Raw genomic sequence first — 15,601 nt, 5'->3', positions numbered from 1 at the left:
TGGTATTGGTGGAAATTGCGTCATTAATTCTTCAAACAAAGCAATGTTTAAAACTCTTTTGCGTTTAAAAAAGCAATAATCCTTAATTTGCCAGCTTTTAAACCTGTACACTTATTTTACATGAAGTTTCGTTTACTCATTACAGCTTTTACGCTGACCATCATATCCATTTCATCTTGCACATCTAAAGAAGAAAAAGCTAAAAAGGCAGAGGCCGATAAAAAAGTAAGAACCAAAGAAGACGATAAAGCAGATAGTTTGCTAATTGCTTATGATCCAGCTAAAGGCGATAAATGGATTGCAGATTTTGCTCAAAATCTCCATAAAAAATCTGGTTTTAACGGTAATATGTTGGTGGCTAGAAAAGGTAAAATCTTATATGAAAAAGCAATCGGTTGGGCAGATTATTTACATCGTGATAGCTTAAAAATAAATTCAGAATTTGAGTTAGCCTCTATTACTAAAACTTTTACGAGTGTTGCAATTATGCAATTAGTGGAAGCTGGAAAACTAAAATTAACCGATGATGTAAAAAAATTCTATCCAAATTTCCCATACAATGGGATAACGGTTAAACTGCTTTTATCTCACAGAAGTGGAATGATGAATTACGTTTATTTTATCGACGACATTTGGCGCAAGGAAAAACGTGATCAAAAGAAAGGTGTATCTAACCAGGAAGTAATGGATGTAATTGCTGAAAGAAAACCTAATCCATATACCAAGCCAGACAATAGATTTCACTACAACAACTCAAATTTTATGGTTTTGGGTGCGATCATAGAAAAAGTTACAGGTAAACCTTATGCAGATTACATGATGGAACATGTTTTTAAACCTGCCGGGATGAAACACACACATGTTTATTCTACTACGGTTTACCCAAAAATTCCTGTAGATGTAGTAGGTCACGATCGTAATAGTTTTAGATATTCTGTAGTTCAAAATTTCTTAGATGGCCCAGTTGGTGATAAAGGAATTTATAGCACTTTACATGATTTAGTTTTATACGATAAGTACCTAAAAAATGGAAGATTATTAACCCAAAAGAGTTTAGATTCTGCATACACAGGGCATAATAAACCTGTAAATGGTCATTTTAATTATGGTTATGGTTGGAGAATGTTTGACGGTAAAGGAATGGACAAAGTGGTTTACCATACAGGTTGGTGGCATGGTTTCCGCCATATTTACGTCCGCGATTTAGATAAAGATATTGTAGTAATTTTCTTGGGCAATTTAACAAATGGCAGTTTAATGCATTTAGATGAATTGTTCAAGTATTTAAAAATGCCTATTATCCGTAAAGGGGCATACACAGGAAGTGGTTCTTTACCAGGGACAGACGAGGATTAAACAGACTTTACTTTGTCAATCTTTAAAAGATTGACAAAGTTGCTCAAAAATCGTTTCAGAGATTCTTCGCTACGCTCTGAATGACAAAGTTTCTTAAGAAATCTTATCAAAAGCGATTGCTCTCGTTCTTTTGTTGATGTAATTCTTAAGGAGTATATTTTCTGGTAATTCAAGCATTGTATCTTTTTCAAAAAGTTCAATTACGGTATTTCTTGCTTCTTGTAAAATGATTTGATCTTTCACCAAATTTGCCATTTTAAGCTCTAAAACTCCACTTTGTTGTGTACCAGTAATATCACCAGGCCCACGAAGTTGTAAATCAATTTCAGAAATCTCAAAACCATTATTGGTTTTAACCATAGTTTCTAAACGTAATTTTGAGTTTGGCCCCAATTTATTTCCAGTCATTAAAATACAGAAAGATTGCTCAGCTCCACGACCAACTCTACCTCTTAATTGATGTAATTGCGAAAGCCCAAATCGCTCTGCGTTTTCTATAATCATTACCGATGCATTTGGCACATTTACTCCAACCTCTATAACAGTTGTAGCCACCATAATTTGACTTTTACCATCAATAAAACGTTGCATTTCATATTGTTTATCTGCATTTGGCATTTGCCCATGCACAATACTAATTTGATAATCTGGCAAAGGAAACTGATAGCGCATTTGTTCAACTCCAGCTTCTAAATGCAACAAATCCAGTTTTTCGCTTTCTCGTATCAACGGATAAACAATATAAACCTGTCTACCTTTGGCAATTTCTTGCTTCATAAAGCCAAACATTCGCATTCGCTGGCCTTCAAATAAATGTTTGGTTTCAATCGGTTTTCTTCCCACTGGTAATTCATCAATTACCGAAACATCTAAATCACCATATAAAGTCATAGCCAATGTTCTTGGAATTGGTGTAGCAGTCATGACCAAAATATGTGGTGGAACAACATTCTTACGCCATAATTTCGCTCTTTGCTCCACGCCAAAACGATGTTGTTCATCAATTACTACTAAGCCTAAATTTTTGAATTGAACTTTATCTTCAATCAGCGCATGCGTACCAACTAAAATATCTATTTCACCAGCTTCTAATTGTTGATGCAAAATAGTGCGCTGCTTTTTAGTAGAGTTTCCTGTTAATATCGCAACGCTTATTAATTCTCCTTTTAATAAGTCTACTAATGATTGATAATGTTGTCGAGCTAAAATTTCAGTTGGCGCCATCATACACGCCTGATAACCATTATCATTTGCAAGCAGCATGCTCATTAATGCCACAACTGTTTTTCCGCTACCAACATCGCCTTGAATTAGGCGGTTCATCTGTATCCCTTTTTGGGTATCTAGTCTAATTTCCTTAATAACTCGCTTCTGTGCGTTCGTTAAATCAAAAGGAAGCATGGTGTTATAAAAAGTGTTTACTTTCTCTCCAACAGTATTAAATAGCGCTCCTTTAAATTTTAAACTTCTTAATTGTTTGTTGTATAGTAATTGCAATTGAATAAAGAAAAGTTCTTCAAATTTCAATCGCCTTTCTGCATGTTGTAACGTCGAAGTGTTGGCAGGAAAATGAATGTGAATCAAAGCCTCTTTTCTACTAATTAATTTATATTTCTCTAAAATATAAGCGGGCAAATTTTCTCTAACTTCGTTGATATGTAATTCAATAATATGATGAATTAACTTCTGAATACATTTGCTATCCAAAAACCCCTTCTTCATTTTTTCACTAGTATTGTATATAGGCTGAAGCGTTAAATTTCCAGTAATTCCAGTTTGTCTGGGATAGGTTTCTAAGTCGGGATGTGAAATACTAAAGCCATTATTAAATAAAGTTGGTTTGCCAAAGGCGATGTAAAGACTGCTACGCATCACATGATCTTCTACCCATTTTAAACTCTGAAACCAAACCAAATCCATTGTCCCAGTATCATCTGTAAATTTGGCAACAACCCTTTTTTTATGTTTTTCGCCTATCGTTTCTTTACTAGTAATTCTGCCAATTACTTGCACCAAAGGCATATCAGGATTTAATTCATTTATTTTATAAAAACGAGTTCTATCGATATACCTAAAAGGATAATGATTTAAAAGTTGCTCATAGGTTGATATGCCTAACTCCTTTTGTAGCAATTCGGCTCGTTTAGGGCCAACGCCCTTTAAATAAACTAAAGAAGTATCTAAATTTGAGGCAAACAAAGCAGATTTATTTTCTCTTAAAAGTAAAAATATCTTTTATCAAGTTCCAATTAAAAAGAAAAACAGCGAATATTAATAGTAAATAAGCGAGGAATTGATGTAGACTTATTTTTTCATCGAAATATAAAACCGCAACTGCAAACGCGATAATTGGATTTACGTAAATAATAATTCCCAAAGTGGATGAAGGAATTCCGATGAGCGCATACAAACTTAAAAAAAGCGGAATAACCGTAAATACTATCGCAATTACAATAATATTACCCCAAAACCATCCGCCAGTTGGCAAAGTTTGATGATGATATATATAGAAAGGCAACATGAGCAGTACGGCCAATGTTATTTGTAAAGCCAACACATTTAGCTTATCCAAGTTTTGCATTTTGCGTTGAATGATGAGATAAAAAGCATACAACGCCGCAATAACAACCGACCAAAGTACATCAATAAAAGAACCTGTAGCCAACATAACAATACTTAGCAAGGCTATACCGAGGGCGATTAATTTTAAGTTAGAAAGTTCTTCTTTTAAAATAAGAAAACCACCAAATGCTGTTATTAACGGACATACCATATAGGCAAAAGCCGCAGCTTTAAGGTTAACATGATTAACAGCATAAATAAATGTATACCAATTTAAGGTAAGCAAAATAGTAGCTCCTATAATCTGATAAACAATTATTCGCTTTTCCTTTGGTAGGGCATTTTTAAAATACTGAATATCTTGAGTTAAAAATTTTCGTCTAAATAAAAGTATTGCAATCCAAATAACAACTAGGGAAGTAAATATGCGATAATACAATATTTCTTCTGAAGGAAATGTTTTTAGATTTCTTAAAGGAATAGAGAAAAATCCCCAAATGGCTACAGATAAAAAAGCTGCTAATAAATAACGTGATTTAGATTTCAACAAAGCTTATGCTTTAAATGCTGTCACCGATATTTCTACATTTACACCTTTTGGTAAACCCTTAACTGCAACTGTTTCGCGGGCAGGAAAATGAGATTGAAAATAAGATCCATACACTTCATTAACTTCAGCAAATAAGCTCATATCTGATAAAAATATAGTGGTTTTCACTACGTGATCAAATTCATATTCTGCTTCTAATAATACAGCTTTAATATTGCGCATTACTTGATGAGTTTCCTCAGGAATTGATGACAGATTTAGCTCACCATTTTCTGGATTAATAGCTACTTGACCTGAAACAAATAGAAATCCATTAGCTAAGACTGCTTGACTGTAAGGACCAATTGGAGCGGGCGCATTGTGGGTATTAATAATTGTTTTCATCTGTATATATTGTTTTTTAACTGTGATGAAGCTATCAGATTTTTTTCATACTATTATTTGGTTTGAAAAATAAATGAAACCATCATGATTTTTCTACTATAAACCATTGTATCAATTTCCAAATTATTCCGCCAACAAATAATAAGATAGCTATCGCATTAATAATGTGCATTATCTTAATATTAATATTTGTTGGGCGTTGTGGATCTTTCTTTCTAAAGAAGTACATACACAAATATAGGTATAAAAAAAAAGTGCTCCGAAATTTCGGAGCACTTTTTATATTGAATTAAGAAAGATTAGTTTCTTGAAGTCTCAACACGACGATTTTGGATACGACCTTCTTCAGTATCGTTAGAAGCAATTGGATTAGCTTCACCAAAACCTTTAGTAGTTACTTGGCTAGCATTAACACCAGAGTTTACTAAGTAAGTTTTAACAGAATTAGCTCTGTCTTTAGATAATTTCAAATTGTATGCAGTAGTACCTTCGCTTGAAGCATAACCTTTAGTAGTTACTTTACCACCGTTTTCACGCAATACTGAAGATAATTTATCTAAAGTAGGATAAGATTCAGTTTTTAACACTGAACTGTTAAATTCAAATTGGATAGTTTCCCAACCAGTTACACTTGAAGTTTCAGTTGGAGTTGTTGTAACTACAGTTGGTACAGGAAGTGGGCATCCAGATCCGTCAACTTTAGTTCCAGCTGGAGTTCCAGCACATTTGTCAAATTGATCAGCAACACCGTCACCGTCAGTATCTTTTTTCAAATCTTCAACTGATTTTTCTACGTTAGAAACACGATTTTTCAATGCTTCAACTTCTTGACGTAAAGTAGGATCTTTCAATTCATCATACATCATAGCTACTGGGTTAACCCAATCCAAGTTAGGTTTAGCTTTCGAACCTAAAGAGAATTCTAAGCCAGCAGAAGTATAAGAATATTTATCTTTTGAAGTACCACCTGCGTAAACTCCATCAACGTTATCGCCATCAACAAAATTCATTGTATAAGCTAAGTTGAAAGATACGCGGTCAGACACTTTAAATTTAATACCAGCACCTACAGGAATATAAGCTTCTTTGATATAATCATTATCGTGATTTTCGCCAAATTTACCTTTGTTATTAACAACAGTACCATTAGCTAAAGTTACTTTTGGGTTATAAGCCATTAAACCGTAACCTGCAGTTACGAAGAAATTAACTGAATTTTCGCGACGTAAGAAATCTACAGTTGCAACATTCACAACACCTCTTAAGTCAGCTGCATATTGAATATCAGTTTCAAATTCTTTAGTTCCGTTTTTAACACCACCTGTAGCATCTTTATTAGTTCCAGATAATTTACCACGGAAGATGTTACCTTCTAAGCCAAATGCATGACCTAATTGTTTGCGTAATGAGATACCATAACCTAAGTTAACATCCCAGTTAGTAAAATCGTTAGATCCACCTGTAACAACAACTGGCGCTAAAACACCACCATTGACACCAAATGACCACGTTCTGTACTGTGCTCTACCACCAAATACTTTGGCAGAAGACGAGGCTGCAGGAGCATCCTGAGCATTAGCAAGAGTTGTTACTCCCATTAAAGCTACTAGAGAAGCTACAACGCCCTTTTTTAAAGTAGAATAATTCATAATTTTCTTTTTTAAGGTTAAACAAATATTAATTGTATAATTTTTTGTAAGACAAAATTAAACAAATTTTTATAATCTCAAAACACTATACAAACTCCGTTCCAAACTTCTAAAGAACTGATCATTTTATTACATTTGAAAAAATTATCTCACTTAAAGATAGCAAAATTATGAAATACAAACAAATAAGCAATTCTCTATTTCTAAAGAACAGAGAAAATTTTGTAAACCTATTGCCAGACAACGCAATAGCAATATTTCAATCTAATGATGAGTTCCCGAGAAGTGGCGATCAGAACTTTCCTTTTAAGCAAAATCCCGATCTTTTTTACTTATCTGGCATAGATCAAGAACAATCTATTTTATTACTTTATCCAAACTGTCCTAATCCATTATACAGAGAAGTCCTATTTTTAAGACAGACTAATGACCATATTAAGGTATGGGAAGGGCATAAATATACTAAAGACCAAGCTAGAGCAACTTCGGGAATTGCAACTATTTATTGGTTAGACGATTTTGACAATATATTACATAGTATAATCCACTATGCAGAATATATTTATTTAAATACAAATGAGAACGACCGTTATGCTCATTCTGTACCTTACAGAGATATTAGATTTATTAAAGAGCTACGTGAAAAATATCCTTTGCATAAATACGAACGAGCTGCGCCATTAATGAGGGCAATACGAGCAATTAAGTCTAAAATAGAGGTAGAACTTACCCAAAAAGCCTGCGATATTACCAATGATGCATTTAAAAGAGTGCTAAAATTCGTGAAACCAAATGTAATGGAGTACGAAATTGAAGCCGAAATTATTCACGAATTTATAAAACAAACCGCAACGGGACATGCATATAGCCCAATAATTGCATCTGGCAACAATGCCAACATACTGCATTATACTGACAACAATCAAAAATGTAAGGATGGTGAATTGATATTGATGGATTTTGGGGCAGAATATGCCAATTATAATGCAGATTTAACCAGAACTATCCCAGTAAATGGCAGATTTACTACTAGGCAAAAGGAAGTTTATAATGCTGTTTTGCATGTAATGAAGGAAGCAAAGAAGTTAATGGTTGCTGGAGTGATTTGGAATACCTACCATGAACAGGTTGGAGAAATCATGACAGAACAATTGATTAACCTTAAATTAATTTCTTCTACGGATGTGAAAAATCAAAGCTCGACTTATCCTGCATATAAAAAATATTTTATGCATGGCACTTCCCATCATTTAGGAATAGATGTACATGATTTTGCAAGTAGATACACTCCTTTTGCTGAAGGAAACATTTTAACATGCGAACCAGGTATTTATATTCCAGAAGAAGGTTTTGGTGTAAGATTGGAAAATGATATTTTGATCACAAAGAATGGAAATTTGGATTTAATGGCTAATATTCCAATTGAAGTAGATGAAATAGAAGAACTTATGAATGCTTAATCCAATTTTCTGCAAAACGATAAATGTTGAAATCTAGCTGCATTACTGCTTCTTCAACATCTTTACGCAATTGTATTTTATCAATATCTTTCATTCGATAATGCTGAATAATTCGTAGTGCTTTTTCTGCCATTAAGAATTTTTTACGTTCATTAATTATCTCGATTGGCTTCAACATCCATTTGCATACTGCACTTATCCCTTCATTTTTATCTGCAACTGTTTTAAAAACCGGTATATTTTGATGTTGCTGACTCACTAATTTTTTAAGATTATTTGCAAAAGCATCTGCGCCCTCTCTATCAGCTTTATTTACAATGAAACCTTGAGCGATTTCCATCAAGCCAGATTTTATATTTTGTATCTCATCTCCCGATTCGGGAACCAATACCACAACCGTTTTATCTGCCAATCCTGCTATTTCTACTTCAGATTGACCGACACCAACGGTTTCTACTAAAATTAAATCGAATTTGGCAGCTTTTAATACATCTACCATTTCCAATGTTTTAACAGAAATCCCTCCCAAAGCCCCACGAGTGGCAATAGATCGAATAAACACATTTGGATTATTAAACTGTTGAGCCATCCGAATTCTATCTCCCAATAAAGATCCAAAATTGAAAGGGGATGTAGGATCTACTGCCAAAATGGCTATTTTCTTACCCTGTTCAATAAAATAGTTTGTAATTGCATTCACTAAAGTACTTTTACCTGCTCCCGGTGGGCCAGTTATTCCTAAAACAGGCACTTCATTTTTAATATGAATTGCTTTTAACAAAGTTGATGCTGGTTCAATATCGTTCTCCACAAAAGTTAATACTCTTGCCAAAATCCTAAAATCTCCTTGTTCAATTCCTTCCTTAAATATCTGATGCGAACTCATTGCAAACTATCTTTACTACAAATAAACAGAATTTTATTAAGTATGTATCATTCAATATAGCTACGCTTGCTATAGTTTGTTTTTGGTAATATTATGTACAGTAAAATGATCAACCAATAAACAAAGAACAAAATATGTAGCTTTGTATGTTTATACCCTTTGAATGAAAACCTATTTTAGATTATTATCTTTTGCTAAACCTATAGAGAAGTTTGCAATACCTTATATCATTGCAACGCTTTTTGCCATCATTTTTAATACTTTTCTTTTTACGTTATTAGGCCCATTAATGCAGGCCCTATTTCTTGGAAAGTGCGAAGATCCAACAAAAGTTGCCGATGCCGGTGACTCATGGAATCCAATGCACCAGTTTGATAATTATATAGGGCATATTATCTCTGATGATAAAATATTTGCGTTAAAGATAATCTGTATCGTCATTATTGCTACTGTTTTTCTAGCCAACTTTTTCCGGTATTTCTCTCAACGATTTATGGAAGATTTGAGAGTACATACACTTTTAAATCTAAGAAGAGCTGTTTTTAACAATGTAATGAATTTACATGTTGGTTATTTTAGCAACGAGCGTAAAGGCGATATCATTTCTAAAGTTGCATCTGATGTACAAGTTGTTCAATTTACGGTAACCAATACCTTGCAAGTGGTTTTTAAAGAGCCAGTACAATTGCTATTTTTTATTGGCGTATTAGTCTCAATTTCTTTTAAGTTAACGATATTTTCTCTTTTAGTCATTCCAATTTCTGGATTTATCATTAGCAAAATCGTAAAAAGATTAAAGCAACAATCTACGCAGTCGCATGAATCTTTTGCTAAAATGATTGGATTTTTGGATGAAGCTTTAAGCGGAATAAAAATTATCAAAGCCTTTAATGCAACATTTAGAGTAAAAGAAAAATTTCACGAAGAAAATAAATTCTATTCTAACCTTAACCGTAAAATGGCAAGGAGACAGCAATTGGCATCTCCAGTTTCTCAGACATTAGGTGTTTTAGTAGTTGTATTTATTTTATTATACGGCGGAACAGAAATTTTGAGCGGGCGTGGGGATCTTACCTCAGCAAAATTTGTGGTGTACCTTGCAACGTTTTCTCAAATCATGCAACCTATTAAGGCATTAACAGATTCATTTAGCGGCATTCACTCTGGAATTGCTGCAGGAGAACGTGTTTTAGATTTAATAGACACAAAGGCAGAGTTAGAAAATAAACCAGATGCCGTTATATTACCAGAATTTAAAAAAGCATTGGATATAGAAAATGTTTCTTTCAATTATGGAGATAAACAAGTACTCAAAAATATTAATCTGAGTATTGAGAAAGGTAAAACAGTAGCTCTTGTAGGTCCATCTGGTGGCGGAAAAAGTACCTTAATGGATTTAATTCCTCGTTTTCATGATCCCCTGATGGGCGATATAAAAATTGATGGGCATAATTATAAAGATTTAACTGTAGAAAGTATTCGAGCTCAAATGGGAACTGTAAATCAGGAATCCTTCTTATTTAATGATACGATTTTTAATAATATCGCATTTGCAAAACCAGAGGCGACAGAAGAAGAAGTAATCGCTGCTGCAAAAATTGCCAATGCTCATGAGTTTATTTTAAATACAGAGGAAGGTTATCAATCTTTTGTAGGAGATAGAGGTAATAGATTGTCTGGCGGACAAAAACAAAGAATTTGCATTGCCAGAGCAGTTTTAGCAAACCCTCCAATTATGCTATTAGATGAGGCAACTTCTGCACTAGATACTGAATCAGAAAAATTAGTTCAGGAAGCACTCAATAATTTAATGCAAAATAGAACTTCAATTGTAATTGCACATCGATTAAGTACCATTCAGCAAGCCGACCTTATTGTTGTAATAGATAAAGGTGAAATTGTTGAAAGAGGAAATCATCATGAATTAATTGGCAATAATGGAGTTTATAAAAGGCTAATTGATATGCAAACTTTCAACGATTAAAGCCTATGCCTTTAGTTTCTATTGCACTCTGCACTTATAATGGTGAAAAATATTTAGTTGAACAATTAGATACGCTTGTTAAACAAGATTACCCAGAATTAGAAGTGATAGTGGTAGATGATGGTTCTAAAGATCAAACTGTAGCAATTTTAAAACAGTATGAATCGGTTTATCCTTTTTTTAAAGTATATCAAAATGAGCAAAATCTAGGTTATACCAAAAATTTCGAAAAGGCTATTTCTTTATGTAATGGTGATTTTATTGCTTTATCTGACCAAGATGATAGTTGGGAATTGGATAAGATTAGTCTAATGATACGAGAAATTAAAGATAATCTATTGCTGTATCACGATTCTGAATTTATGACTGAAGAAGGGATAAGTCTTAACCGTAAAATAAGCGATGTTAGAAATTTTTACGCTGGAGAAGATTCTAGAGTTTTTTTACTTGAGAATTGCGTTTCTGGTCATGCCATACTATTTAAAAAAGAATTATTGAATTTTATAGGTGATTTTGACAAGAGCAGTTTTCATGATTGGTGGTTAGTTTATGTAGCAAGTAACCACGGAAAAATAGGTTTCATAAACAATTGTTTGGTAAAATACCGCCAGCATACAGACGCAAACACCAACATTTTAGGACTAAAAAGAGATTCGACGAAAAAAAGGGACGCATTACTACAAATTGAGAAAGAATATCATCGAATAAAATTCTTTACTGAGTATGAATTTAATAACTTTCAACCCTTTAAAACTAAACTACTAGAATTGTACAGTAGCAGAATGGAATCCTATTTTTCATTTTCTCTTACTTTTTTTATCTATCAACATAGAGCGCAATTGCTATTTATTAAAAAGAAATCGGCCCTTAGTAAAATCAATTTTATTGTAAGATATGCCTGGGGATATAAATTAAAAGCTATTTTAGGTTAATCTTGTAATCAAGAAACTATATAAATGCTAATTTTATAAAGCGATGAAAGACAAAATAGTTTCGATTATTATTCCCACTTATAATTATGGGCATCTGATAGCGCAAACGCTAAACTGTTTGATTGCTCAATCCTACAAAAATTGGGAAGCTATAATTATTGATGATGGCTCATCGGATAATACCGAAGAAATTGTAAATTCTTTTTTAGTAGCAGATGATCGATTTATCTTTATCAAACAAAATAATAAAGGCGTTTCTTCAGCCAGAAATACTGGTCTAAAAAAAGCAAAAGGTAATTATATTCAGTTTTTAGACGCTGATGATTTAATCTCTATTCATAAAATAGAAAATCAGCTTAATTTCTTAGAGTTAAACGAACATATCGATATCTGTTTGGTGGATACTAAATATTTCGAAAGTGATAATGACCAAATTCTATTCTCTGATTTAAATTTAAAAAACGATGCCAGCACACCAAAACTTAATGGAAAAGGATTTAATGTACTATCTGCTTTTGTTCAAAATAATCAGACTGTAATTCAAAGCCCATTATTTAGCAAGAAAATTATTGCTGAAATTGGGTTATTTAATGAGAGAACGGCCTATTTAGAAGATTGGGACTTTTGGTTTAGATGCGCGGCTAAGAATTATCAGTTTGGTTTTTTAGACGACCAAGATAGTTTAGTGTTGGTAAGAGTGCATCAGAACAGTGCATCAAAAAAAACAACCCTCATTTACGAAGCCGAAGCTATACTAAGGAGAAAATTTATCAAATATATTAAAGACATAGATTTTATCTCACCAGAAGAAAAAATGGTTTTGTTAAAGCAAAATAGAAATTCACTGCGAAAAACGTTTAGAGATTTAATGGCAGATACTTCACTTTATGACTTTAAGAAATGGAAGTTTTATTATGAACAACTTAATAGTTTTTCTCTTTTTTCTTCTTCGTTCATTAAAGCTTTGAATGTTAAACGAAAATCTAACAAGTCTTAAAACTAATAAATCACTCAAAAATGAATGCTAAAACCCCTGTTTGGATAGATGTTATTATTTTAAGTTATGCTAAAACTGATGCTTTAAAACTAATGACCGAGCAATCGATTCAATCTTTAATAGATTCGGAAGACGCATCTGAAGTTTCTTTTAACATTATAGTAATTGAATCCAATCATGATTTAAAACCATATCAATATCCAAATACAAATACCGTTTATTCAGACAAGAAATTTGGGTACCATAAATACATGAATACTGGCATTAACATGTCCGAAAATCCTTATGTATGTATTTGTAACAACGATTTGTTATTTCATCCTAAATGGGCAACAGAAATACTCAAGGCATTTGATCAAGATTCCAGCATCCAAAGCGCTAGCCCTCTTTGCTCTATTCATCATCCTTTAATAACAGGTATAGAACCAAATAGTGGAGTTTACATTGGCTATGAAGTTAGAAGAGAAATAACAGGATGGTGCTTATTCTTTAAAAGAAGTATATTGAAAAAAACGGGACTGCTAGATGAAAAATTCACTTTTTGGTATGCCGATAACGATTATGCGAATACACTAAAAAAGCACAGCATTAATCACGCACTGGTTACTTCATCAATTGTAGATCATCTCGAAAGCAAAACCCTTAAAACCTTTAACCAAGAAGAACAGCTAAAAATGACTGCGATGGAGCGATTTTATTTTGAATATAAATGGGAAGGAAGAAGCTATTTCTCTTATCTAAATAGATTGCTTAAATCGAAAAAAGAAATAAACCGTCAAATTAAAAAGACTGGCGACTCTTAAATACATACTTTATTAATTGACTATATATTTTAACAAATAGTCCAACGGTCATTAGTTTAGAACGTCGACTATCCCAAAGTAGACTGTGCATAGCTGCAATGCTAAAACCTTCGTTCCACATTCTTTTAAGTATACTTCTAAAAGCTCGCTTCTCTTCAAGTAAGATTTTATTCTGAGGCAATTGAGCTAAATTAATAGGCAACTTTTCTCTCCATTTAGCATGTACTTTTAATATTTCACTTAGCCAAGCTTTATTAAAGTTTCCTTCTGAGAAATGTTCAATTAGAACTTCAAAAGTTACGCCTACTTCATAGTTTTGGTTAATTCCTAAAGCGAAGTCCAAATCATACCCATGAAATCCTTTTAGTAAATTTTCATCAAAAGGATAGGATAAAACTGCCTCTCTTGTACAACAGAACCATACTCCATCAATGCACACCACTTTGGCCAATTTAACAGCTGTTGGATTTGAATATTCAGTAGATTTTTCTTTTTTTGAAAACTTATAATTTTGAATAATATTAAAGTATTGTATTTCCGCATCAATACCATAGCAGTGCCAACCAGACGGAGTTAAAGATTTATACTGACTACCCGCAATACCAATAAGCCCCAATTTTTTATTGTCATGGAAAGTATGTCGCACAACTTCACCCCAATTTAGAGTATGAATTTTAATGTCCTCATGCATAAAGCACAAAACATCATATTTTGCCAATTTAGCCCCTAAATTATATATTTCGCAAATTCCTTTCTCGCCTTTACTGTTATCAATAGCAATTATCTCATGTTCTACACCAATTGTTTCGGCTACATTTATTTTAATATTTTTTAATAAAACCTCATTAACGGATGAAATAATAATACTTATCATAAAGTTTAAATCTACTTTTTGCGATATGAAACAAGAAAGATATACAAATAAGTTGCCCTATTTTCGTAAAATTGCGGCCTATGACAGACAAACTTATTTCGCGAAATTACGATTTTATTGATACGATGAGGTTCATTTCTATGATTGGTATTGTGATGGAACACAGTTCGCCATTTTTAGGAATGAGATTTACCAACTTTCATGATCAAATCATTCAAACTACAGCCTTACAGTTTATTAAATTTGGAACCATAGTTTTTTTTATTCTTGCTGGTTTTTTAATTGGAGATAAGTTTAATCATTATACCACTAAACAATATCTGGGAAGAAGGCTAACTACAACTTTTAAACCTTGGTTGTTTTGGGTTACGATATTTATTGTGCTCTTTTTTATTGATCAAGGGGTCCGCTTTTATAAGGGTTCTCCCGCACCTGGGTTTAGTCATCCACTAGATTTTTTATTAAATAGGATACATTTTATAATTGTCGAAACAAGTTTTTGGTTCATTATAAATTTTATGCTTTGCATTACAATACTACTGGTTTTCAGAAAGTACATGTATAGCTTGGTATTTGGAGGTATTTTAGCAGTTCTTTCACTTTTCTATTCCGTAAATCTGTATTTCGATTGGATGCCAACAGGCCATACAACTGCTCTGCTTGGTTTTGTCTTTTACTTATGGCTTGGTGTAATTTTGCACAAGTATTTTGATGAATTTAACCAATGGATAAATAAACAATCCTTTGCAATTCTACTTTCTGCGGTTTTAATTACGTTTGCCATTTCTTGCGCAGAAACGTTAAACTTAATGCATATCGGATCAACAGATGCGCTGAATACCTTAAGGGTAACAAATATCATATACTCATTCGCTTGCTTTCTCTTCTTATACCGCTTTTGCAATTTTCATGCTATTGAGCGATTAAAACCAAGATCTATGACATTTGGCATTCATCTACTTCACCATATTTTAATCATTATATTTTTACCAATGCTATTACGCCCATTGAAAATTGTATACACTAACGAGACTGCTTGGAGCTTGTTTTTTATGCAGTTTTTAATCTTCATTTTAATCTATTCAGTAACCTATGCATTGGTTTATTATATTAGAAAATCAAAAAAATGGAAATGGGCTGTCGGTCAATAGGTATAAAATTCTT

14 protein-coding genes are annotated in these 15,601 nt (G+C 32.8%); 7 read left to right on the top strand and 7 right to left on the bottom strand.

The annotated features are described in order from the left end of the window. Nucleotides 1-120: 120 nt before the first annotated feature. Entirely contained in the window at nt 121-1,356 is a 1,236-nt protein-coding gene (locus GM921_RS13205; protein WP_182923105.1) for a serine hydrolase domain-containing protein, read from the top strand. A 93-nt stretch (nt 1,357-1,449) separates the two neighbouring features. On the opposite strand, the gene recG is transcribed toward GM921_RS13205, so the two are convergent. The 5 genes from recG to GM921_RS13185 form a co-directional block, all read right to left on the bottom strand. After that, on the bottom strand, nt 1,450-3,555 hold the full coding sequence (gene recG / locus GM921_RS13200) for an ATP-dependent DNA helicase RecG (RefSeq protein WP_182923104.1): 2,106 nt from the start codon (nt 3,553-3,555) through the stop codon (nt 1,450-1,452). Nucleotides 3,556-3,562: 7 nt separating this feature from the next. Beyond that, nucleotides 3,563-4,465: an EamA family transporter gene (locus tag GM921_RS13195; protein ID WP_235969834.1), complete on the bottom strand. Its 903-nt coding sequence runs from the start codon at nt 4,463-4,465 to the stop codon at nt 3,563-3,565. A 6-nt stretch (nt 4,466-4,471) separates the two neighbouring features. After that, on the bottom strand, nt 4,472-4,852 hold the full coding sequence (locus GM921_RS13190; protein ID WP_182923102.1) for a RidA family protein: 381 nt from the start codon (nt 4,850-4,852) through the stop codon (nt 4,472-4,474). A gap of 82 nt (nt 4,853-4,934) precedes the next feature. Beyond that, nucleotides 4,935-5,081: a DUF6728 family protein gene (locus GM921_RS17570; protein ID WP_317170979.1), complete on the bottom strand. Its 147-nt coding sequence runs from the start codon at nt 5,079-5,081 to the stop codon at nt 4,935-4,937. A 70-nt stretch (nt 5,082-5,151) separates the two neighbouring features. Then, nucleotides 5,152-6,501, bottom strand: coding sequence for an OmpA family protein (locus GM921_RS13185; protein ID WP_182923101.1), 1,350 nt, complete (start codon nt 6,499-6,501; stop codon nt 5,152-5,154). A 170-nt stretch (nt 6,502-6,671) separates the two neighbouring features. On the opposite strand from GM921_RS13185, the gene GM921_RS13180 reads away from it, so the two are divergent. Next, nucleotides 6,672-7,961 carry an aminopeptidase P family protein gene (locus tag GM921_RS13180; protein WP_182923100.1) on the top strand — a complete coding sequence of 430 codons (1,290 nt, stop codon included), beginning with the start codon at nt 6,672-6,674 and terminating at the stop codon, nt 7,959-7,961. On the opposite strand, the gene meaB is transcribed toward GM921_RS13180, so the two are convergent. Beyond that, the gene (gene meaB / locus GM921_RS13175) at nt 7,948-8,847 is read right to left on the bottom strand and encodes a methylmalonyl Co-A mutase-associated GTPase MeaB (RefSeq protein WP_182923099.1); all 900 of its coding nucleotides are present in this window, start codon (nt 8,845-8,847) and stop codon (nt 7,948-7,950) included. The two genes, GM921_RS13180 and meaB, sit on opposite strands and share 14 nt — an antisense overlap. A gap of 163 nt (nt 8,848-9,010) precedes the next feature. Between meaB and GM921_RS13170 the strand changes: the two genes are divergently transcribed. From GM921_RS13170 to GM921_RS13155, 4 genes are read left to right on the top strand one after another with little or no spacing between them, the layout of a single operon-like run. Continuing rightward, the gene (locus GM921_RS13170) at nt 9,011-10,831 is read left to right on the top strand and encodes an ABC transporter ATP-binding protein (protein WP_182923098.1); all 1,821 of its coding nucleotides are present in this window, start codon (nt 9,011-9,013) and stop codon (nt 10,829-10,831) included. Between the two features lie 5 nt (nt 10,832-10,836). Beyond that, nucleotides 10,837-11,763 carry a glycosyltransferase family 2 protein gene (locus GM921_RS13165; RefSeq protein ID WP_182923097.1) on the top strand — a complete coding sequence of 309 codons (927 nt, stop codon included), beginning with the start codon at nt 10,837-10,839 and terminating at the stop codon, nt 11,761-11,763. A gap of 43 nt (nt 11,764-11,806) precedes the next feature. Then, the gene (locus GM921_RS13160; RefSeq protein WP_182923096.1) at nt 11,807-12,760 is read left to right on the top strand and encodes a glycosyltransferase family 2 protein; all 954 of its coding nucleotides are present in this window, start codon (nt 11,807-11,809) and stop codon (nt 12,758-12,760) included. 20 nt (nt 12,761-12,780) lie between these two features. After that, nucleotides 12,781-13,563, top strand: coding sequence for a glycosyltransferase family 2 protein (locus GM921_RS13155; protein WP_182923095.1), 783 nt, complete (start codon nt 12,781-12,783; stop codon nt 13,561-13,563). Here GM921_RS13155 and GM921_RS13150 read toward each other — a convergent pair. Continuing rightward, nucleotides 13,541-14,437 carry a glycosyltransferase gene (locus tag GM921_RS13150; protein ID WP_182923094.1) on the bottom strand — a complete coding sequence of 299 codons (897 nt, stop codon included), beginning with the start codon at nt 14,435-14,437 and terminating at the stop codon, nt 13,541-13,543. The two genes, GM921_RS13155 and GM921_RS13150, sit on opposite strands and share 23 nt — an antisense overlap. 80 nt (nt 14,438-14,517) lie before the next feature. Between GM921_RS13150 and GM921_RS13145 the strand changes: the two genes are divergently transcribed. Further along, nucleotides 14,518-15,588 (top strand): acyltransferase family protein, encoded by a 1,071-nt coding sequence (locus tag GM921_RS13145; RefSeq protein ID WP_182923093.1) that lies wholly within the window; start codon nt 14,518-14,520, stop codon nt 15,586-15,588. Nucleotides 15,589-15,601: the final 13 nt, after the last annotated feature.

The organism is Pedobacter planticolens, assembly GCF_014172375.1.
GTDB classification, from domain to species: domain Bacteria; phylum Bacteroidota; class Bacteroidia; order Sphingobacteriales; family Sphingobacteriaceae; genus Pedobacter; species Pedobacter planticolens.
Note: the sequence above shows the minus strand (reverse complement) of the source record. Positions and strands in the feature narration are given on the sequence as shown.